Origin of the sequence: Patulibacter minatonensis DSM 18081, from assembly GCF_000519325.1 — a bacterium.
GTDB classification, from domain to species: Bacteria; Actinomycetota; Thermoleophilia; order Solirubrobacterales; family Solirubrobacteraceae; genus Patulibacter; species Patulibacter minatonensis.
The window spans coordinates 858,753-879,814 of sequence record NZ_KI912613.1 but is presented as its reverse complement, the minus strand read 5'-3'; the positions used below and the strand labels follow the sequence as shown (position 1 = coordinate 879,814).

15 protein-coding genes are annotated in these 21,062 nt (G+C 74.6%); 12 read left to right on the top strand and 3 right to left on the bottom strand.

The window, feature by feature from the left end; translation table 11 throughout:
- Positions 1-69: 69 nt before the first annotated feature.
- Entirely contained in the window at positions 70-834 is a 765-nt protein-coding gene (locus tag PATMI_RS0104055) for an SDR family NAD(P)-dependent oxidoreductase (protein ID WP_026909948.1), read from the bottom strand.
- Positions 835-1,014: 180 nt separating this feature from the next.
- Here PATMI_RS0104055 and PATMI_RS27250 point away from each other — a divergent pair, with 180 nt between their 5' ends.
- The 4 genes from PATMI_RS27250 (at position 1,015) to PATMI_RS0104035 (ending at position 6,438) form a co-directional block, all read left to right on the top strand.
- Positions 1,015-2,049 carry a phosphotransferase family protein gene (locus tag PATMI_RS27250; protein WP_036725201.1) on the top strand — a complete coding sequence of 345 codons (1,035 nt, stop codon included), beginning with the start codon at positions 1,015-1,017 and terminating at the stop codon, positions 2,047-2,049.
- A 27-nt stretch (positions 2,050-2,076) separates the two neighbouring features.
- On the top strand, positions 2,077-3,978 hold the full coding sequence (locus PATMI_RS0104045; RefSeq protein ID WP_051471029.1) for an AMP-dependent synthetase/ligase: 1,902 nt from the start codon (positions 2,077-2,079) through the stop codon (positions 3,976-3,978).
- Between the two features lie 193 nt (positions 3,979-4,171).
- Positions 4,172-4,969: an enoyl-CoA hydratase/isomerase family protein gene (locus PATMI_RS0104040; RefSeq protein ID WP_026909946.1), complete on the top strand. Its 798-nt coding sequence runs from the start codon at positions 4,172-4,174 to the stop codon at positions 4,967-4,969.
- Between the two features lie 140 nt (positions 4,970-5,109).
- Positions 5,110-6,438, top strand: coding sequence for a cytochrome P450 (locus PATMI_RS0104035; RefSeq protein ID WP_026909945.1), 1,329 nt, complete (start codon positions 5,110-5,112; stop codon positions 6,436-6,438).
- A 60-nt stretch (positions 6,439-6,498) separates the two neighbouring features.
- Here PATMI_RS0104035 and PATMI_RS0104030 read toward each other — a convergent pair whose 3' ends face one another.
- Positions 6,499-7,770 carry an acyl-CoA dehydrogenase family protein gene (locus tag PATMI_RS0104030; RefSeq protein WP_026909944.1) on the bottom strand — a complete coding sequence of 424 codons (1,272 nt, stop codon included), beginning with the start codon at positions 7,768-7,770 and terminating at the stop codon, positions 6,499-6,501.
- A 195-nt stretch (positions 7,771-7,965) separates the two neighbouring features.
- Between PATMI_RS0104030 and PATMI_RS33835 the strand changes: the two genes are divergently transcribed.
- Together PATMI_RS33835 and PATMI_RS0104020 are read left to right on the top strand one after the other, a co-directional pair.
- On the top strand, positions 7,966-9,825 hold the full coding sequence (locus PATMI_RS33835) for a GAF domain-containing protein (protein WP_051471028.1): 1,860 nt from the start codon (positions 7,966-7,968) through the stop codon (positions 9,823-9,825).
- A 122-nt stretch (positions 9,826-9,947) separates the two neighbouring features.
- On the top strand, positions 9,948-11,507 hold the full coding sequence (locus PATMI_RS0104020) for a GMC family oxidoreductase (protein WP_026909943.1): 1,560 nt from the start codon (positions 9,948-9,950) through the stop codon (positions 11,505-11,507).
- Positions 11,508-11,554: 47 nt separating this feature from the next.
- Here PATMI_RS0104020 and PATMI_RS0104015 read toward each other — a convergent pair whose 3' ends face one another.
- Positions 11,555-13,321 (bottom strand): AMP-dependent synthetase/ligase, encoded by a 1,767-nt coding sequence (locus tag PATMI_RS0104015; RefSeq protein WP_084269637.1) that lies wholly within the window; start codon positions 13,319-13,321, stop codon positions 11,555-11,557.
- 370 nt (positions 13,322-13,691) lie between these two features.
- On the opposite strand from PATMI_RS0104015, the gene PATMI_RS36430 reads away from it, so the two are divergent.
- The 6 genes from PATMI_RS36430 to PATMI_RS0103985 all read left to right on the top strand — a co-directional run bounded on the left by PATMI_RS36430 (position 13,692) and on the right by PATMI_RS0103985 (position 21,041).
- Positions 13,692-15,491 carry a helix-turn-helix domain-containing protein gene (locus PATMI_RS36430; protein ID WP_026909941.1) on the top strand — a complete coding sequence of 600 codons (1,800 nt, stop codon included), beginning with the start codon at positions 13,692-13,694 and terminating at the stop codon, positions 15,489-15,491.
- A 103-nt stretch (positions 15,492-15,594) separates the two neighbouring features.
- Positions 15,595-16,683: a phosphotransferase gene (locus PATMI_RS27240; RefSeq protein WP_051471027.1), complete on the top strand. Its 1,089-nt coding sequence runs from the start codon at positions 15,595-15,597 to the stop codon at positions 16,681-16,683.
- Positions 16,684-16,730: 47 nt separating this feature from the next.
- Entirely contained in the window at positions 16,731-17,687 is a 957-nt protein-coding gene (locus tag PATMI_RS0104000) for a DUF7064 domain-containing protein (protein WP_026909940.1), read from the top strand.
- Between the two features lie 79 nt (positions 17,688-17,766).
- Entirely contained in the window at positions 17,767-18,996 is a 1,230-nt protein-coding gene (locus PATMI_RS27235; RefSeq protein ID WP_157260607.1) for a CaiB/BaiF CoA transferase family protein, read from the top strand.
- Positions 18,993-20,060, top strand: coding sequence for an LLM class flavin-dependent oxidoreductase (locus tag PATMI_RS0103990; RefSeq protein ID WP_026909939.1), 1,068 nt, complete (start codon positions 18,993-18,995; stop codon positions 20,058-20,060). Before PATMI_RS27235 ends, PATMI_RS0103990 begins: the two co-directional genes overlap by 4 nt.
- Before the next feature lie 183 nt (positions 20,061-20,243).
- Positions 20,244-21,041, top strand: a complete 798-nt coding sequence (locus tag PATMI_RS0103985; RefSeq protein ID WP_036725198.1) for an enoyl-CoA hydratase/isomerase family protein — start codon at positions 20,244-20,246, stop codon at positions 21,039-21,041.
- Positions 21,042-21,062: the final 21 nt, after the last annotated feature.

Sequence of the window (21,062 nt, the reverse complement as noted above, 5' to 3'; positions counted from 1 at the left end):
CGGCCCGCGGTGCGGTGTCCTGCCTCGCCGCCGACCGGTCTCGGCGCCGCACCCGCTCGCGGCGGGTCCTCAGGTCAGCAGCACCCCGCCGTCGACCGGGAGCGTCACGCCCGTGATGTACCCCGCGCCCGGCCCGGCGAGGAAGACGGCGGTGGCCGCGATCTCCGCCGGGTCGCCGAAGCGGCCGATCGGGATGCGGGCGGCGACGACCTTCTTCTCGTAGTTCGGGCCGTAGTTCGCGGTCGCCTCCGTGGGGAAGATCCCCGGGCAGATCGCGTTGACGCGGATCCCCTTCGGCGCCCACTGCGCGGCCAGGTCCTTCGTCAACCCGAGGACGCCGGCCTTGCTCGCGGCGTAGCCCGCGGCGGGCATCCTCGCCGTCGTCAGCGCCATCACGCTGGAGATGTTCACCACCGCGCTGCCGGCTCCCATGACGCGACCGCACGCCTTCGCCATCCAGTAGGAGCCCATGAGGTTGATGTCCACGACCGAGCGGAAGTGGTCGGGCGGGTCCTCCGTCGCCGGGTGGTACTCGCCACCGACCCCGGCGTTGTTGATCAGCACGTCGACCCGGCCGAAGGCGCCCATCGCCGCGTCGACCAGGGCGTCGCAGTCCTCGACGCGCGTCACGTCGGTCGGGACCGCCACGGCGCGGCGCCCGGTCTCCTCGACCAGCCGGGCGGTCTCCCGCAGGCGATCCTCCCGCCGCGCGCCGATCGCCACGTCGGCCCCGGCTTCGGCCAGCGCCCGGGCGAACGCCACGCCCAGTCCCGACGAGGCGCCCGTCACGACCGCCACCTTCCCCTCCAGCGAGTACCGCGAGAGCACGTCCATGCGTCTCCTCCTCCGTCGACCGTCCTGCGGTTCTATCCGGGCGGGCCCGCGTCGTCCGCCGTCGCCGTCGCCGGGTGCTGTCGGCTCCTCCAGGGTCGAGCCCCCGGCTGTCGGAGTCACCAGCGCCACGACGCCGCCCCGGTGGCGTCCGGCGCCCGGCCGCGCGGAGGATGGTCCGACGTGACCGAGCTCGACCCCACCCAGTTCCACGACCGCGTCTCCCGCAGCGTCGCCGCCCGGTTCCCCGGCGCGACCGTCGAGGCCCTCGACCGGCTCCACGGCGGCGTCTCGAGCCTGACGTTCCGGGCCGCGCTCGCCGGAGCCCCCGACGCGCACCGGCGGATCGTCGTGAAGGTCGCGCCGCCCGGCCTGGAGCCCGTCCGCAACCGCGACGTCCTGCGACAGGCCCGGGTCCTCGACGCCCTGCACCCGGTGTCGGGCGTCGCGGCGCCGGAGGTCCTCTTCACCGACGACGGGGCCCCGCCGCTGTTCGCGATGACCTACGTCGACGGGCAGTCCTACGAGCCGCTGACGGACGTGCTCGACGACCCGCCGGAGCCGGAGGTCGTCCGCGAGCGCGCCGAGGCGGCCGCCCGCATGCTGGCGCGCCTGCAGGGCGTCGAGCCCGCGGACGTCGGGCTGGCCGACGAGCCGGTGCTCTCCCCGGCCGAGGAGCTCGGACGCTGGCGCCGCCTCTTCGAGACCTGCCCCGACGACCTCCGCGGCGACGAGGACGCCCTCCACGCCGAGCTCGTGCGGGACGTGCCGGAGTCCGTGGAGGCACGGATCCTCCACGGCGACTACCGCCTCGCGAACATGCAGTTCGACGGTGCCCGCCTGGCCGCGCTGATCGACTGGGAGATCTGGTCGGTCGGCGATCCGCGCAGCGACCTCGCGTGGCTCCTGATGCACACCGACCCGCGCCACCGGTTCGCCGGGCCGCCGGACGACGCGAATCGCCGGGCGGGCGAGGGCATGCCGACGCGGGAGGAGCTCCTGGCGACGTACCGCCGGGAGCGCGAGATCGACACCGCGGAGCTCCCGTGGTTCCTCGGCTGCTGCCACTACAAGACGGCTTCGACCATCGCGGTCCTGGCCAAGCAGAACCGCCGGCGCGAGCAGCCCGACGCGGCGATGGTCCGGGCGGAGGAGTCCCTGCCCGCGGTGATCGGTCGCGGCCTCGAGCTCGTCCGCGCGGCGGACCGGGCCGGCTGAGCCCGGCGCCGACGAACGGAGCACGAGATGGCGCAGGACCAGACGACGACCGGGCGCACGCCGGTCGACCCGGCGACGACGACCGTCGCACGTGGCGACGACGAGGCCCGCGCCGCGATCGCCGCGGCGATCGCCCAGCCGACCGTGTGCGCGGCCTTCCAGGTCACCTGGCGGGCGAGCGGCGACCGCCCCGCGTACCGCGAGCACGACGGCGGGACGCTGACCTGGGCCGACGTGGGCGCGCGGGTCGGCAGCGCCGCCGGCGGCCTGGACGCGATCGGCCTCGGGCGCGGCGACGCGCTGGCGATCCTGGCCCGCAACGTCCCGCTGTTCAACGTCGTCGACCTCGCCGCGCTGCACGTCGGTGCCGTGCCGTACTCGCTCTACGCGACCGAGCCGCTCGACCAGATGATCGCCTTGGTCGACGACGCCGGGGCTCCGGTGATCGCGTGCGAGCGGCGGTTCCTCGACCGTGCCGTCGCGATCGCCGATGCACTCCCGGCCGTCCGCCGGATCGTCGTGCTCGACGAGGACGCGGCACCGGAGGACGGGTCCGGCGACGCCGTCGCCCCGGCGGGCCGCGGGGCCGTCGACGACCCCCGCGTCCTGTCCCTGGACGCCCTGGAGCGCGGGGCACGCCCGGACTTCGACCTCGACGCCGCGTGGCGCGCGGTCGGGCCGGACGACCTGGCGACGCTCGTCTACACCTCCGGGACGACGGGCCGGCCGAAGGGCGTGCAGCTCCCGCACCGGGCGATCATGTCGTCGCTCTCCGGGGTCGAGGCGATGGCGCCGGCGTCCCCGGGCGGGCGCGGCGTGTCGTTCCTCCCGGCGGCCCACATCGTCGACCGCTTCGTCTGCCACTACACGACGATCGGGACGGGGGCGACCCTGACCTGCGTGCCCGACCCCGACACGCTCTGGGACGCGATCGCGGAGACCCGGCCGACCCGGTTCTTCGGCGTCCCTCGCACGTGGGAGAAGCTGCAGGACCGCGCACGGGCGACACTCGCCGAGCTCCCGGAGCTCGAGTCGCCGCTCGCGGAGCGGCTCGCGCGCGTCGAGACCGCCGGCGGCTCGATCGACCCCGCACCCGGACACGGCGGGGCACCAGACCCCGCCCGCGTCGCCCTCGAGCCCGTCCGTGCCGCGCTCGGCCTCGACCGGGCGGAGTGGCTCGGCGTCGCCGCGGCCCCCAGCTCGGTCGACATGCTCGCCTTCCACCACGCGCTCGGCCTGGAGATCCTCGAGATCTGGGGGATGTCCGAGTTCATGATGGCGACCATGAACCCGCCCGGCGGCGCGCGGCTGGGGAGCGTCGGGATCGCGCTCCCCGACGTCGAGACCCGCCTGGCCGACGACGGCGAGTTCCTCCTCCGCGGCCCGCACGCCTGCGCCGGCTACCGCGGCGCGCCCGAGAAGACCGCCGAGCTGCAGCAGGAGGGCGGGTGGACCGCGTCCGGCGACGTCGCGACGAAGGACGACGACGGCTACCTGCGGATCGTCGGGCGCAAGAAGGAGGCGATGATCAACTCCTCCGGCAAGAACCTCTTCCCCGCCAAGATCGAGTCCGCCGTCGCCGAGGCGTCGCCCGTGATCGGCTGGGTCGCGTCGTTCGGAGACCGCCGGCGGTACGTCGCGGCGCTGATCGTCCTCGACGCCGACGAGCTCCGGGCGTTCGCGTCCGCCCACGCGCTGGAGGGCGACCACGCGGCGCTCTCGGCGCACCCGGTCGTCCGCGCGGAGGTCCAACGGGCCGTCGACGTCGGCAACGCCCGGCTCTCCCGCGTCGAGCACGTGCGCGCCCATGCCGTCCTGCCCGACGTCTGGGGACCCGGCGACGGCCTCGTCACGAACACGATGAAGCTCCGGCGCAGCGCGATCGCCGAGCGGCACGCGGACGAGATCGAGGCGCTCTACGCGGGCTGACGCCGACGGCAGGACCCCCGTGCGCCCGCGTGCCGACCCGCTCGTCCGGGCTCGTCCGCCTTGTGGGCCCGGACAGGCGGGGCGACCCTCGGCCCACCGCGACCGGCCGCCGACGGTAGCGTCGGCCATCGGGACGATTCCCGGCCGGCGTCCGGTGCCGGCCACGCGCCCGCCACCATCGACGAGGAGCCCCATGACCTACGAGACCCTCCGCCTGGACGTCCAGGACGGGATCGCCCACGTGACGCTGACCCAGGCCGAGCGCGGCAACCCGATCGACGGGGCGTTCTGCCACGAGATCAACGAGCTCGGGCTCGACCTGACGGAGCTCTCCGCGAAGGGGGACGTCCGCGCCGTGCTGCTCGACGCCGAGGGCAAGGCCTTCAGCTACGGCGGCGACGTCAAGGTCTTCGCGCAGTCGGGCGACCAGCTCCCGAACCTCATCCTCCGCTGGACCTCCGACCTGCACATGGGGATCTCCCGGCTGCAGAAGATGGACGCCCCGATCGTCGCCGCCGTCCACGGCGTCTGCGCGGGCGGGATGGCCGCGTTCGTCGCGAGCTGCGACTACGTCGTCGGCTCCGAGGAGGCCATGTTCGTCGCGGCCTACACCGGCATCGGCTACAGCTGCGACGCGAGCTCGTCGATCTCGTTCTCCCGCCGCATGGGGCTCTCGCGCGCCCGCCGCTACCTGCTCCTGAACGAGCGGCTGGACGCGGCCACGGCGCTCGACGCCGGGATGATCGACGAGGTCGTCCCGGGCGACGAGCTCGCCGCCCGCGCCGGAAAGATGGCCGCGCGGCTGGCCGCCGGTCCCACCCGGGCCTACGGCGAGATCCGGCGGCTGCTGCTCTCGGCGGAGGACACCCCGCTCGACGCGCAGCTCGAGCTCGAGGCCCACGCCCTCGCGCGCATGGCGGCCACGGAGGACGCCCGGGAGGGCCTCGCCGCGATCGCCGAGCGGCGCAAGCCGAACTTCAACGCGCGCTGAGCGCCGGCCGGGCCCGTCCCCGCACGGGCCCGGCACGGGGGGACCTGGGAAAGTCGACAGACCGCGCCGCCCCCGCCGCTCGACGCGTCCCTCGTGGCGCACGACATTCGTGACCGATCACGTCGAGCGCAGGAGCAGTCATGAGCACGGTCACGACCCACGCATCCACCACCGTCCCCGACGACGTCGCACGCCGGGTGGTCCTGGCGGAGGGGCACCGCGACGAGCCGCGGCTGTTCGAGGCCTACCGCTGGCTGCGCGAGCTCGCGCCCCTGGCGCAGGTCCGGGTCGACGGGTACGACCCGCTCTGGCTCGTCTCCACGCACGCCGACGTCATGGACGTCGAGCGGCGCGCCGCGACCTTCCCGGCCGGCGGCGGCACGAACTCGGACACGCACAACCCGATCCTCACCAACCAGGCCGGGGATGCGTTCACGAGGAGCATCAACGACGGCTCCCTGCGGATCCTGCACACGCTGGTGTACCTCGACCCGCCGGACCACACGACGATCAAGAACATCGCGCTGGACTGGTTCCGTCCCGCGAACCTCAAGCGGTGGGAGGACCGCATCCGCGAGCTCGCGCGCGAGGCCGTGGCGGACCTGCGACGGCAGGCGGCCGACGGGCCCTTCGACCTCGCCGAGGGCTGGGCGAAGCGCTTCCCGTTGCACGTGATCATGACCCTGTTCGGCGTGCCGGAGGAGGACGAGGCGCGGATGATGGCCCTCACCCAGGAGCTGTTCGGCACGGAGGACCCCGACGTCAAGCGCGACGACGTCGAGCTCTCCCCCGAGGCCGCCGCGCAGCAGTGGGCCGCGGCGATCACCGACTTCTACGCGTACTTCGACGTGCTGGTCGAGGACCGGCGCGCGGCGCACCCGAGGGACGACCTCGCCACGATCATCTCCGTCGCGAAGGACGAGCACGGCGCGTACCTCCCCAAACTCGTCGCCTACGGGTACTTCGTCGCGATCGCGACCGCCGGGCACGACACGACCTCGGTGACCCTGGCCACCGGGATCGAGGAGCTCCTGAAGCACCCGGAGCAGCTCCGGGCCCTGCAGGCCGACCCCTCGCGGATCCCGGGCTTCGTCAACGAGGCGCTGCGGTGGGCGGCTCCGGTCAAGCACTTCGTCCGGCAGGCGGTCGAGGACACGACGATCGGCGGGCAGCGCATCGCGGCCGGCGACCGGCTGATGCTCCTGTACCAGTCCGCCAACCGCGACGACGCGGTGTTCGACGCGCCCGACACGTTCGACGTCGCACGGCAGCCGAACCGGCACATCGCCTTCGGCTACGGCCCGCACATGTGCATCGGGCAGCACGTCGCGAAGCTCGAGCTGCGCGTGATGTTCGAGGAGCTGCTCCCGCACCTCGCCGGCGGGACGCTGCTCGACGGGCGCAGGGTGGTGCAGACGAACTTCGTCGGCGGCGTCAAGAACCTGCCGGTGACGCTCGACGTGCGGTGAGCCGCGCCCGGCCGGTCCCCCGCCGGCAGCTGCCGGCGGGGCCAGGGCCCGGGGGTCCCGTCAGTCCGCCGCGACCGGCGCCTGCGTCGGCGAGGGCTTCCCGGACAGCCCGAACAGCCGGCCGGCGATCCGCCGCTTCTGGAGCTCGTCGGAGCCCTCGGTGATGCGGTAGCGGCGGTGGTGGCGGTAGATGTGCTCGAACGGCTTGTGCCGCGTGTAGCCGACGCCGCCGTGGACCTGCATCGCGCGGTCCGCGGCGTCGCAGGCGAGGTTGTTCGCCCGGAAGTTCACCATCGACACGAGGTCCGACACGCTCGTGCGGCCGCCCTGATCCATGTGCCACGCGGTCTTGTGGATCGTGTTGCGGACGAGCTCGGCCTCCGTCTGCAGCTCCACGAGCTGCCACTGGATGCCCTGGTGCTCGGACAGGGGCGTGCCGAAGATGACGCGCTCCTTCGCGAACTTCACGCTCTCGTCGATGCAGAACTGCGCAGCGCCGAGCGACGAGGCCGCCTGGCGGATGCGGTTCTCGTGCACGAACAGCTGGGCGCAGTCCAGGCCGCGGCCGACCTCGCCGACGACGGCGGAGTCCGGCAGCCGCACGTCGTCGAAGTGCGTCTCCGCATGGTCGGTGGGCATGTTGAAGCACCAGTGGTAGTACGGGATCGTGTACCCCGGCGTGTCCTTCGGGACGAGGAACCCGGTGATCCCCGCCGCCTTCCCGGGCTCGCCGCTAGTGCGCGCGAAGACGAGGTTCGCCTCGGCGACGTCGACGACGCTGTTGAAGCGCTTGGCGCCGTTCAGCACCCATCCGCCGTCGACCTTCCGGGCGGTCGTCTCGAGGTACGTGGCGTCGGAGCCGTGCCCCGGCTCGGTCAGGCCGAACGCCATCTCGATCTCGCCGGACGCCAGCGGCTCGAGGTACCGGTCCTTCTGCTCCTGCGTGCCGTACGCGTCGAGCACGAGGACGAGCGGTGCGTTGGCGACGACGGACGCCTCGTGCGAGAGCTCCGCGTGCAGGCCGGGGCCCCGCTTGGCGAGGTGCTCGCGGACGATCGCCATCGTCAGGTTCGACGTCTCCTGCCCGCCGACGGACGCCGGGAGGGGCATCCGGTAGAAGCCCGCGGCGTCCGCCAGCCGGCGCGCGTCGAGCATCTTCTGCCGCCACCGCTGCGTCGGGATGCCGTCGCGCTCGAGGTCCGTGCGGGAGAACTCGCGCCGGTGGTCGAAGAGGTCGGGGTCCGCCGCCTCCAACGGCTTGATCTCGCGCTCGATGAACTCGTCGAGGGCCACCAGCAGCTGCTGGGTCTCCTCGGGGATCGACCACTCCATGGTGGGTCCTTCCGTCGTCTGCCGCGAGCGGGGCGCTCGCCTCCGTCGAACGTAGGTGACGGGGGCCGGTGGAACGACCCGGCCGACGACGCCCTGCTGTCGACTCGGCCAGTCCGCGGTCGCGCCTGGGGACGTCGACACCGACGCGGCGACGAGACCCGCCGGGGCCCGTGGTCCGTCTGCGACGCTGGCGATGTGACGACGCCCGACGGCGACCCGCAGGACGCTCCGGTCCTCGACGCCCGCCGCGGCGCGTTCGCCGCCGCCCGGGCGCTCTTCGCGGCAGCGGACGTCGACGCCCTGCTCCGCGCCGCCGCGCGGGCGATCACGGAGGCGCTCCCGGTCGCGCGGTGCTCCGTCTACCTCCGCGAGGACGGCCGGAAGGACTTCACCGGCCGCGCCGGCCACCCGGGTGCCGCGCTCGACGAGGCCGTCCGCGGCCTGCGGATCGGCGGCCCCTCCGACGACCTCATCCGGGGGGCCGCGGCGCAGGGCCGCTCGCTCGTGGCCCGCGACCTGCAGCGCGGCCCGTCGGCGGCGACGGGCGTCCTCCGCTCGTGGGACGTCACCGCGCTGCTCGCCGTCCCGCTGCTCCTCGACGGCGGGACCGTCGGCTTCCTGATCGCCGACAACGCGGGGCGGACCCATCCGTTCACCGACGCGCAGGTGGCCGTGGCGGGCGAGATCGCCGCGCTGACCGTCGCGACGCTGCTGCGGCTGCGGGCGGCGGACGCCGACGCGGCCGACGCCCGCGCGCTGCAGCGGCGCGCGCAGGTCCTCGCCGGCACGGTCGTCGCCGACGAGCGGCTCGGCGGGATCGTGCTCCGGGACGGCGGCATCACGGGGCTCGTGGAGACCGGCGGCGGACTGCTCGAGCGCTCCGTCGTCGTCTACGACGCGAACGGTCGCCGCGTCGCGGGGGCCGAGGCCGCGGGGGACGCGCCGGTGCGGCTGCACGAGACCGCGCCCGACCACCCCCGGGTCCGCGCGCTCCTCGACGACGCCCCGCCCGGCGGCGCCGTCGCCGTCCCCGCGCTGCTCGACGCCGGTCTCCGCCACCGGCACCTGGCCGCCCCGATCGACCTCGACGGGGAGCGCTGGGGGTGGGTCGTGGTCGCGGAGCGCCGGACCCGCCTGACGACGGCGGACGACCGGACGCTCCGGCGGATCGCCGCGCACGTCGCGCTGGAGCTGACGGTCCAGCGGCGCACCGCCCTGGCGTCGCTCGACGCGCGGTCGACGCTCGCCCGGCTCCTGATCCGGGGCACGTACGACTCCGCCGAGGTCGCGCGGGGCGCGGCCTTCCTCGGGGTCGAGCTCCGGGCGCCGCGGGTCGTCGCGTTCGTCGGGGACCCGACGCGGCGGACGACGATCGACGGCGAGGCGCTGGTCGGGGCGCTCCACGGGGCCGGGGTCCGGGACGTCCTCGCGACGAAGGGCCCGGAGGGCGTCGCGCTGATGATCGGCGTCGCGCGGGACGTCCCGCCGCTCGCGGCCGTCGCCGAGGTCAAGGCGGCGGTCGCCCGCGCCTGCGCCGCGCTCGACGGGCCCGACGTCGTGGCGGGCCTGTCGACGATCTGCCGCGATCCGCACGAGATGCCGCGCGCCTACCGCGAGGCCCGCGAGACCGCCCGCTGCCTGACGCGGACCGGCGACGGCGGGCGACGCGGGGTCCTCGCGGCCGACGACCTCGGTGCTGCCCGGCTGTTCGTCGCCCACGCGGAGCGCGCGGAGCTCGACCGCTTCGTGACCGACGTCCTCGGCAGGCTGCTCACCGACGACGAGCCGTCCGCGGACCTCCTGCGCACCCTCCAGTCGCTGACGGACCACGGACGCAACATCAGGCACTCCGCGGTCGCGCTCGGGATCCACGAGAACACGGTGCGCTACCGGCTGAACCGCGTGCGGGAACTCACGGGCCTCGACGTCGCGGCCGACGCCCACGCCCAGCTCAGCGTGCAGACCGCGCTGCTCGTGCTGCGGCTCCAGGGACACCCGGCGCTGCCGGACTTCGGCGACCCCGCGACCGGGGCTCCGGCCACGGCGGAGGCCTGAGCCCGGGCGCCCGGCACCTCCGCAGGACGCGTCTGTGGAAGTCGACAGACCGCGCACCGCGGCGCGCTTGCCGGGCGGCGGGCGCCGGAGGAGGTTCGGGCCATGGACGAGACGGTGCACACATGACCCAGGGGCGCACGGAGCACGACGTCGTGATCGTCGGCGGCGGCTCGGCCGGCTGCATCCTCGCGGCCCGGCTGTCGGAGGACCCCGACGCCCGGGTCCTGCTGCTCGAAGCCGGCGGCGCGGACACGAAGCCCGAGATCCACGAGCCGACGGCGTGGCCGCTCCTCATGGGGTCCGAGGTCGATTGGTCCTACCGGACGACGCCGCAGCAGTCCGCGGCGGGACGCGAGGTCTTCTTCCCGCGCGGGAAGGTGCTCGGCGGCAGCGGGTCGATCAACGCGATGGTCTACCTGCGCGGCACGCGCCGGGACAACGACCACTGGGCGATGCTCGGCAACGTCGGCTGGGACTGGGAGAGCGTGCTCCCGGCGTTCAAGGCGCTCGAGCACCACCCGACGGGCGACCCGGCGCTGCACGGCCTCGACGGGCCGCTGCGGATCAGCCTCCCGGACCCGCCGCACCCGATCTCCGAGGCCGCGATCGAGGCGGCCGTGGAGCTCGGCTTCGCGCGCAACGACGATCTCAACGGGGCCACGATCGAGGGTGCGGGCTACAACCCGCTGACCATCGCCGACGGGCGCCGGCAGAGCGCCGCGCAGGCGTTCCTCGCGCCGGCGATGGGCCGCGAGAACCTGACCGTCGTGACGGGCGCGCACGCCCGGCGGCTCCTCTGGGCGACCGAGGACCGGGTCGACGGGGTCGAGTACGAGCGGGACGGCGGGCTCCACGTGGCCCGTGCGGCGGGCGAGGTCGTCCTGGCCTGCGGGGCGATCGACACGCCCAAGCTCCTGCTGCTCTCCGGCGTCGGGCCCGCCGACGAGCTGACCGCCCTGGGCGTGGACGTCCGGATCGACCTGTCGGGCGTGGGGCGGAACCTCCACGACCACCTCGGTGCGCCGGTCACGTTCCACAACGCGAGGCCCGTCCCGGCCGGGCGGTACCAGTTCTCCGAGGTCGGCCTCTTCGGGAAGAGCGACCCGGCGCTGACCTACCCCGACCTGCAGTTCGCGGTCCCCCACATCCCGTATCCGCCGGAGGGCGTCACCGGACCGGCGGAGGGCTTCGCGATCGTCCCGTCGGTGCTGAAGCCGCAGAGCCGCGGCTCGGTGCGGCTCGCGACCGCGGACCCGGCCGTCGCGCCGCTCATCGATCCGGCCTACCTCCGCGAGCAGGCCGACGTGCAGGCCGTCGTGCGCTCGATCGAGATCTCCCGCGAGCTCGCGAACGCGGGGCCGCTCCGTGCGTGGAACGCCGGCGAGGCCATCCCGGGCCCCGACGTCTCGGGCCCCGAGGCGCTCCGCGACTTCGGGCGCCGCGCGGCCGGCACGTGGTTCCACCCGTCGGGCACCTGCAGGATGGGCACCGACGGCGAGGCCGTCGTCGACCCGGCGCTGCGCCTGCGCGGGACGACGAACGTGCGGGTCGTCGACGCCTCCGTGATCCCGACGGTCACCTCGGCGAACATCAACGCGCCGACGATGATGATCGCCTGGCGCGCGGCCGACCTGGTCCGATCGGCGGGGGCGTCGCGGACGACGACCGCCGCCGCCGGGTAGGCGGCGGCCGGTGGCCGGCCGCGCGGATCGCGGGCCGGCCCCGAACCTCAGGCGTAGAGCGCCTCGATGAACGACGCGTGCGACTTCGCGATGTTCTTGCGGCGCAGCTTCATCGTGTTGGTGACCTCGTTGGTCCCCGGGACCCAGAACTCGTCGAGCAGGGTGTGCTTCTTGATCTGCTCGACGCGCGCCAGGGTCTCGTTCGCGGCGGCGACCGCGCGCTCGACCTCGGCGGCGACCTCCGGGGCCGTGCGCAGCTCCTCGGGCGACCCCTCGAGCCCGTTCTTGGAGGCGAACGCCACGAGCTCCTCCTCGTCGACGACGACCAGGGCCGTGAGGTAGGGCTGCTGGTCGCAGAGCGCGACGACCTGGCCGATGATCGGCGACTGCTGCTTGACGCGGTTCTCGACCATCACCGGCGCGATGTTCTTGCCCGCCGAGTTGATCAGGAGCTCCTTCTTGCGGTCGACGACCTTGATGTAGCCGTCGTCGTCGATCTCGATGACGTCGCCGGTGTGCAGCCAGCCGTCGACGACGGCCTCGTCCGTCAGCTCGGGCTGCCCGTGGTAGCCGGAGAAGATCGGCCCCTTCAGGAGCATCTCGCCGTCCTCGGCGCGCTTGGCCTGGAAGCTCTGCAGCGGCTTGCCGACGGTGCCGAACTTGACCGCCGTCGGCGGGTTCATGAGGGACATCGCGCTCTCGGACATGCCCCAGGTCTCGGCGACCGGCAGGCCGAGGGCCGCCCACGCCTCGAGGATGTCCACGCGCGCCGGGGCCCCGGCGGAGAGGCGCCACTCGGCGTCGTCGACGCCGAGCTTCTGCCGGATCGGGCGGATGGCGTCGATGCGGGCCGGATCGTTCTCGACCGCGTGGGCGTCCTTGCGGACGAGCTCGAGGTTCTCGTCGAACGCGGCCTGGAGCTCCGGGCTCGATCCCGCGATGCCCTTGGCCCCGATCGCGAGCTTCTCGAGGATCCGCGGCACGCCGTAGAAGCGGGTCGGGCGGGACGCGCCGAGGGCGGCGCCGAGCTGCTTCGCGTCGCCGAGGGCCGTCAGGTCGTAGCCGAACGCGATCTGCGACCAGTGGCCGACGAAGCGCTCCAGCAGGTGCGCCATCGGCAGGGCGGATACGACCCGGCCGTCCGGGCTGACGGGCGCGATCGTGTGCTGCCCGCGGAGGTTCTCCATCAGCGCGCCGTGGCTCCAGTCGACGCCCTTGGGACGCCCGGTGGTCCCGGAGGAGAACACGATGCACGCGAAGTCCTCGGCCTCGATGGCCTTCCACGCGGCGTCGAAGTCGAAGTCCGCGGAGCCGCCGGCCTCGAGGTCGGCGAGCGTGATCGTGTCGCCCTGGCCCTCGCCGTCGACGAGGACGACCTTCTCGATCGAGTCGGTCTGCGCGAGGACCTGCTCGATCACGGGCAGGTACTGGGCCTCGGCGATCAGCACGCGCGGCTGCGCGATCTCGATCATCGGCAGGATCTGCGGCGCCGGGTTCGTCTGGTAGATCGAGAACGGCACGGCACCGAGGTGCATGGCGCCGACGTCGAGCAGGTGGAACTCGTGGCGGTTGCCCATCATCAGCGCGACGGTGTCGCCCTTGCCGATGCCGAGCGCGGCCAGTCCGGCGGCGATGGAGCGCACGCGGGCGCCGTACTCGGCCCACGTCAGGACGGTGTCGGAGCCGTGGTCCCGGAGCGCCGGGGCGTCGCCCTTGGACGCCACCGTGACCTGGAACGCCGCCGGAAGGGTGTGCTGGCGGAGCGCCTCGGTGATGGCGTCGTCCTCGACGACGGGCTGCGTGGTCTGCGTCATAAGGGTCCTGTGTCGCGTCGGCGGGAGGGGTACACCGTTCTTGTATCCGCGGCGAGCTGGCGCGTCAACGCTCGTGCCCCGGTCGCTGGAGGGCCGCACAGTGCCCGCGCGCGAGGCCGCACGGCCCGACGTGGCGGGCGACGCCAGGAGCGGCGCGCTGCCACCGTCCGGGCGCGCCGACGCTCGCGGGGGCGGCCTCCGGAGGACATCCGGGCCCCGTCGGGGTCCGGTGCGCGGGCGGCCGTCTCCGGAGGGCCGTGGGAGCACACACCGCAGGCGACGTCGGCGCACCCTGCGCGTGGACCCGGCAGTCTCCCCGGCGGTAGGCGATCGCGACGGACCGGGCCGCGGGGCACGGTCGAGGACCGGGATGACCAGCAGCTCCGAACGAGGTGCCGCGACGGACGCGGCCCGCACCGACGCGGCCCGCGCGTTCGGGGAGGTCGTGCACGCGGTCGGGGACGATCCCCGGCCCGACGTCCTCCTGGCCGCCGCGGCCCGGATGCTGCTGCGCACCACCGGGATGGAGCGCTGCGGCGTGTACCTCCGCGAGCCGACCACGCGCCGCTTCCGTGGCCGTCTCGGCGTCCCCTCCGACATCGACGAGACCGTCCGGCGGCTCGTCGTCGGCGGCCGGTCCGACGAGGTGACGTCCGAGCTGATCAGCACCGCGCGGCCGGTGTTCGTCGCCGACGCGCGGTCGGACGCGCGGATGGCGCTCGCCGCCCCCCGCGCCTGGAACACCGCGTCGCTGCTCGGCGTGCCGATGATCGACGAGGACCGCGTGACCGGGCTCTTCCTGCTCGACGGGGCCCGCCGGGCCCAGGGCGTGGACGCCGCGATGCTCGAGCAGGTCGGCACGTTCGGGACCCTGGTGGGCCGGTGGGCAGGACGGACGCGGCGGTCGGCGCAGCTCCCCTCGGCGCTCCGGGAGCTCGAGCAGGAGCGGCGCGCCGCCAACGGCCTGCACCGGATCCAGCCGCGGCTCAGCGCGCTCGCGCGCGGCCCGTTCAACGACGGCGCCGTGCTGCGCGTGCTGGCCGACCAGCTGGGCCGCGAGATCCTGCGGATCGGGCCCACGGGGGGCGTCGAGCACCGCGAGCGGCCCCGCGGCGCGGACGGGCCCCCGGTGGCGCTCGAGCCCGCGACGATCCGTGCGCTGCGGGCGGCGACCGCCGACCTTGGCGCGGGTGCCGTGCGCGTGGTCGAGCCGTCGCTCGAACGGGGCCTCCGCCGGCGCTGGGTCGTCGCTCCGGTGGTGGCCGACGAGGAACCGCGGGGCCTCGTCGCGGTCGCCGAGGTGGGGACGCCGATCGCGCGCCTGGACGTCGAGCTGGTCCGCCGGGTGGCCGACCTGCTCGGCATCGGGATCGAGCGGACGGACGCCGATCGTCGGCAGGGCACCGACCACCGGCACATGCGGGCGGCCGACCGCCTCGGCATCGTCCCCCGCACGGGACGGACGTCCGCGCCGGGCGAGCGGCCGCCGCTCCTGATCGCCTTCGTGGGCGCCCCGGGCGACGCGGCGCGGTCGGCGGAGACGACGCTGCGGCTGGAGGAGCGCCTCCTCGACCGGCCGGGTGGTCGCGACGGGGTCGTGCTGCGGACGGACGACGGGCTCGTGGTCGTCGTCCCCGCTCCCGCGGGCGGCGACCCCGGCGAGCTGCGGAGTGCGCTCCTCGAGCTGGCACCGGGGACGGGCCTCGGCGACGCCTGGATCGGCATCGTCCGCACGGAGGCCGAGGAGATGGATCTCGGCCCCGCGCTCGAGGAGGCCCGCCGCTTCGCGGAGTGGGGCCGCGACCGGCCCGGTGCACCGTCGATCGTGACGGCCGCGGACCTGGGGCCCGCGCGCCTGCTCCTGACGCCGCGGGCCCGGGCCGGACAGCTCGCACGCGAGGTCCTCGGCCCGCTGCTCGAGGACGACCCGGGGATGGCGGACCTCCTCACGACCGTGGGGACGTTCTTCGCGACCGGCCGCAGCGTGCGAGCGTCGTCGGTCCGGCTCGGGGTGCACGAGAACACGATCCGGTACCGCTTCAACCGGATCCGGCAGCTCACCGGCCACGACGTCGTCGGGGACGCCGACACCCAGCTGCTCGTGCAGTCGGCGCTCGTCGCGCTCGAGGGCGGGGTCCGGACGGACCGCCCCGCTCCGGGCGACGGGTAGGCGTCGCGGGCCCAGGACCCGGACGGCGAGGGCGACGGGGTCGCTGTGGAAGTCCCCAGACGCGCACCGCGGCGGCCGTGGTCGTCCGGGATAGCGTCGGCGCATGACGACGACGACCGAACCCGTGGTGCCCCTCGACGCGATCGATCCCGGGTGGCTGACGGCGACGCTCCGCGCGGCCGGCACCCTCCGCGAAGGGTCCGTCACCGCGGTCACGCACGAGCCGTGCGGCACCGGCCAGCTCGCCGACTCCTACCGGTTCCACCTCTCCTACGACGCCGCCGGCGCGGGCCCGGAGACGCTCGTGGGCAAGTTCGCCTCGGTCGAGGAGACGAGCAGGAAGTTCGGGCAGGAGTCCGGCTACTACCGCACGGAGATCCGCTTCTACCAGGAGCTCGCGTCCACGCTGCCGGTGGTCGTCCCCACGCCCGTCCACGCGGCGCTGGCGGCGAACGAGATCGACTTCGTGCTCCTCATGGAGGACATGGCGCCCGCCCGGATCGTCGACCAGATCGAGGGCTGCTCCGCCGACGAGGCGGCCGTCGTCGTCGAGCAGGCCGCGGCGCTCCACGCCGGCTCGTGGCGCGACGACCGGCTCGCGGCGACGGACTGGCTCGGCGGCACGGTCGCGTCCTTCGCCCACGTGACCGACGGCTTCGGGGCGCTCGTCGCGTCGTACCCGGAGACCTACGGCGACCTCATCCCGGAGGCCGACGTCCAGGAGGCCTCGCGGCTCGTCGATCACGCGGACGCCTGGAAGGCCGTCCTCGCCGAGCCCCGCTGCCTCTGGCACAGCGACCTCCGCGGCGACAACCTGCTGTTCGACGCGAACGGCGGCGAGGTCCCGGTCGCGGTCCTGGACTGGCAGGGCGTCGGGTACGGCCAGGGGACGATCGACCTCGCGTACTTCCTCGGCACCAGCCTGACCACCGAGACCCGGCAGGCGCACGAGCGCGACCTCGTCCGGCACTACCACGAGGCGCTCGTCGCCGGTGGCGTCACGGACGTCGACGCCGAGCAGTGCTGGAACGACTACCGGCTCCACGCGATCCACCCGCTGCAGACCGGGATCTTCGGTCTCGGTGCGGTGCGGCGCAGCGAGCGCGGCGACCGCCTCTGGCGCACCTGGATCGCCCGCTGCGCCCAGCAGACCCGGGACCTCGACAGCTTCGCGCTGCTCGCCGCCCGCTGACCTCCGACGCCACGCACCGCCCGACCCGATCCGTCAGGACCCCCGAGATGCCGATCACCCCGCTCGATCCCTCCGCCGACCGCCGCCACGTCCTGGACCCCTCCCGCACCGACGACCGCGAGGGCGTCGTCTGGGTGGTGCCGCTCCCCGAGCACGAGCTCGCGCTCGTCGCCTACAGCTGGGTGACGAACCAGGGGACCGCCGGCACGCTGGCCCTCGCCTTCGGGCCGCGCGCCGGCGGCATCCTGTTCGAGCGCGTCGACGACATCGCGGTCCCCGACGACCAGGTCTTCGACGACTGGCAGGTCGGGCCGCTCCACTTCTCGATGAGCACGCCCGACGACCCGTCGCAGCCCTCCGGCGCGTCGCACGTCCGGTACGAGGGCGAGCGGCTCTCGATGGACTTCACGTTCGACGTCCTCCACCCGCCGTACTCGTACGCGCAGCACCCGGAGCCGTTCCCGGACTGGTACGCCGACGACCGGCTCGAGCAGGGCGGCCGCGCGAAGGGCACCGCCGTCATCGACGGCGAGCGGATCGCGTTCGAGGGCTTCGCGCACCGCGACCACTCGTGGGGCGTGCGCACGTGGGAGAAGTGCTCGCACTACAAGTGGTTCAACTTCCTCGCCGACGACACGTCGATCCACGTGATGGACGTCCAGGGGCTGGGGCACACCGACGTCCGGGGCTACGTGCACCGCGACGGCGACACCGCGCAGATCGTGGAGTCGACGTTCGACTACGACCTCGACCCGGAGGACTTCTTCCACCGGCGACTCGTGGTGACGGTGAAGGACGACTCCGGCCGGACGACCACCGCCCGGGTCACGAGCTCGAAGGCGGAGGCCCGCTACCCCGTCAGCCCGACGGTCCAGCTCCTCGACATCGCCGGCGAGTGCGAGATCGAGGGTCGCGAGGGCGTCTGCTACGTCGAGATGGGCTGGGGGCAGCAGTACGTCGAGGTCAACTCGTCGGCGGACGCCCCCGCGGTCGGCGCGCACTGAGACCGGCCGCTGGAGCGCTCGACAGCCACCCGCGACGGACCCCGGTGACGGGCTCGGGCGCGGGTGGTTGCATCGGGCCATGACCGAGCACGAGCGCACAGGACCGCTGACCGGGATCCGGGTCGTCGAGATCGGGTCGATCGGGCCCGGGCCGTTCTGCGCGATGCTGCTCGCGGACCTCGGCGCGGACGTCGTGCGCGTCGACCGGTCGTCCGGCGGGGGGCTCGTCGGACCGAACGCCGACCACCGCACCGAGCTCCTGAACCGCGGCCGGCGGTCGATCGCGCTCGACCTCAAGCACCCGGACGGCGCGGCCGTGGTGCTCGATCTGGTGGAGCGGGCCGACGTCCTCGTCGAGGGCTTCCGTCCCGGGGTCGCGGAGCGGCTCGGGATCGGTCCGGACGCCTGCCGCGCCCGCAACCCGCGACTCGTCTACGGGCGCATGACCGGGTACGGCCAGGACGGGCCGTTGGCGCAGGCCGTCGGCCACGACATCAACTACATCGCGCAGTCGGGCGTCCTCGGGATGATCGGCCGCGAGGGGCAGCCGCCGACGATGCCGCTCAGCCTGGCCGGCGACTTCGGCGGGGGCGGCATGGTCCTCGCGATGGGGATCCTCGCGGCGCTGGTGGAGCGCCACGCCTCGGGCCTCGGGCAGACGATCGACGCGTCGATGGTCGACGGCTCGGCGACGCTCGCCACCGCCTTCTACGGATTCGCGCAGACGGGCGCGTGGAGCACCGAGCGCGGGACGAACCTCGTCGACGGCGGCGCCCCGTTCTACGACACGTACGAGACCGCCGACGGGCGGTGGCTCGCCCTCGGCCCGCTCGAGCCCGCGTTCTACGCGGCGGCGCTGCGCGTGCTCGGCCTCGACGGCGAGGACCTGCCCGCCCAGGACGACCGGTCCGGGTGGCCGGTGCTGCGCGAGCGCTTCGCCGCGACCATCCGCACGCGCACCCGCGACGCGTGGGTCGAGGCCGCCGACGGCGTCGAGTGCTGCATCTCGGCCGTGCTCGGCGTCGACGAGGTCGCCGACGACCCGCACCTGCGGGCGCGCGGGACGTTCGCCGAGCACCACGGGCTGGTCCAGCCCACGCCCAGTCCCCGCTTCGACCGGACCCCCGCGCGGCTCGGACTCCGCCCGCCGCTCCCGGGGGAGCACACCGAGGAGGCGCTCGGGGACTGGGGGCTCCCGGCCGACCGCGTCGCCGACCTCGCCGCGCGCGGCGTCGCCGGACGGGCGGGCGCCGCGTCCGGCGGCGGTGCAGGACCCGCCGCGGGCGCCACGACGGGCGGCGCCCGATGAGCGCCGCGGACTGCACCTACGGCCTCTCGATCGTCAGCCGCGGCAGCGGGCCGGAGCGGTTCGCCGCGGCGGCCGACCTCGCCCGCGCCGCGGACGGCGCGGGCTTCGACGCGCTCTGGACGTCGGAGCTCTACGACCGCTCCGCGACGATCCTGATGGCGCACCTCGCGGGGGTCACGACCCACGCCCGGATCGGCTCGTCGATCGCCTACGGCGTCGGCCGCACGCCGCTGATGTGGGCGGCGGAGGCCCGGGACCTCGACGAGCTCTCCGGCGGCCGGCTGGCCCTCGGCCTGGGCAACGGCACCAGCCGGATGATGTCCGAGTGGCACGGCGTCGACGGCTCGTCGCCCGCGGTCCGGATGGAGGAGCTCGTCGTCGTCCTGCGGAAGCTGTGGCGCCTGCACGAGGGGCCGGTCCGGCACGACGGTCGCTTCTACCACGTCGACGTCGCCCCGCCGGCGGCGACGCTGCCGCCGCTGCGCGAGCACCTGCCGATCTACACGGCGGGCGTGAACCCGCGGATGATCGAGACCGCGGGTCGCGTCGCCGACGGGGTCGTCGGCCACCCGATGTTCACGGCCGCCTACGTCGACGAGGTCGTCCGGCCGGCGGTCGCGGTCGGGGCGAAGAAGCGGGACCGCGACCCGGGTGACGTCGAGACGATCGGGATCCTCATGTGCGCCGTGCACGACGACGAGGACGTCGCGCGCCGGCGGATCGCGTTCTCGATCGCCCAGTACGCGGCCTCCCGCGTCTACGACCGCCTGTTCGAGATCCACGGCTGGGAGGATGCGCAGCTGCGGATCCGCGCGGCCGCGAAGGCCCGCGACGTCGACGCCCAGATCGCCGCCGTCCCCGACGACGCCGTCGACGCGATCGGCGTCGCCTGCCGGCCCGGAGAGCTCGCCGGGCGCGTGGCGGCCCACGCCGTCTCCTACGACCACCTCGACCTGACCGGTCCCGCGTGGGGCCTGCAGCCCGAGGAGCAGGAGCACGCGCAGCGGCTGATCGTGGAGGGCATGGCGCCCGTGCTCGGCGCCCGCGTCTCCACCTCCTCGTGACCGGCCGCTGACGGTCCCTCCAACGGGGCCCGACGACCGTCGCTGCCGGCGACCGGACGGACGGTACGGTGGCCTCGACCGGTCGCCGCGGAGCTCCGTGGCGGTCGGCGGGGCGGGCAGGACCCGCACGAACCGGGCGGGCCCGACCCGCGACCACGACGCCCCTCGGGGCAGGAGCCGACCGTGTCGACCTACACCACCCTGCGCCTCGAGCGCCCGACGCCGGGCGTCCTCCAGGTCACCCTCGACCGCCCCGATCGCCTCAACGCGCAGACGCGCACGATGTTCGCCGAGTTCCAGCGGCTCGCCGACGGGCTCCGGCAGGACGACGAGACCCGCGCGGTGGTCCTCACCGGCGCCGGCCGGGCGTTCTGCGCCGGCTACGACCTGGCGGACGCGGACGAGCTCGCCACCCTCGGCGCGCGGGGGATGCTCAGCCTGCAGGAGACGAGCGCCCGCGCGCTGGAGTCGCTGCGCTCGATCCCGCAGCCGCTGATCGCCGCCGTCAACGGCGCGGCGACGGGCGGCGGGTTCAGCCTGTCGCTGGCCGCCGACATCCGCCTCGCGGCCCCGGAGGCGAGGTTCAACGCCGCGTTCGTGCGGATCGGCCTGACCGCCGGCGACCTCGGCTGCTCGTGGCACCTCCCGCGCCTCGTCGGCCCCGGGCTGGCGGCGGAGATCATGTTCACCGGCCGGCTCGTCGACGCTGAGGAGGCCGCGCGCATCGGGCTGGTCAACCGCGTGGTCCCGGCCGACGGCCTGCTCGACGCCGCCTTCGAGATGGCGGCCCAGATCGCGTCGAACTCGCCGTTCGGCGTGCAGCTCACGAAGACCGCGCTGCAGGCCAACCTCGACGGCGTGTCGCTCCGCACCGCGCTCGAGCTCGAGAACCGCGGGCAGGCGCTCGCGACCCGGCACCCCGACATGCCCGAGGCCCTGTCGGCCTTCAAGGAGCGCCGCACCCCGAACTGGGTCGGCTGACCGGTCCGGACGATCGTCGCC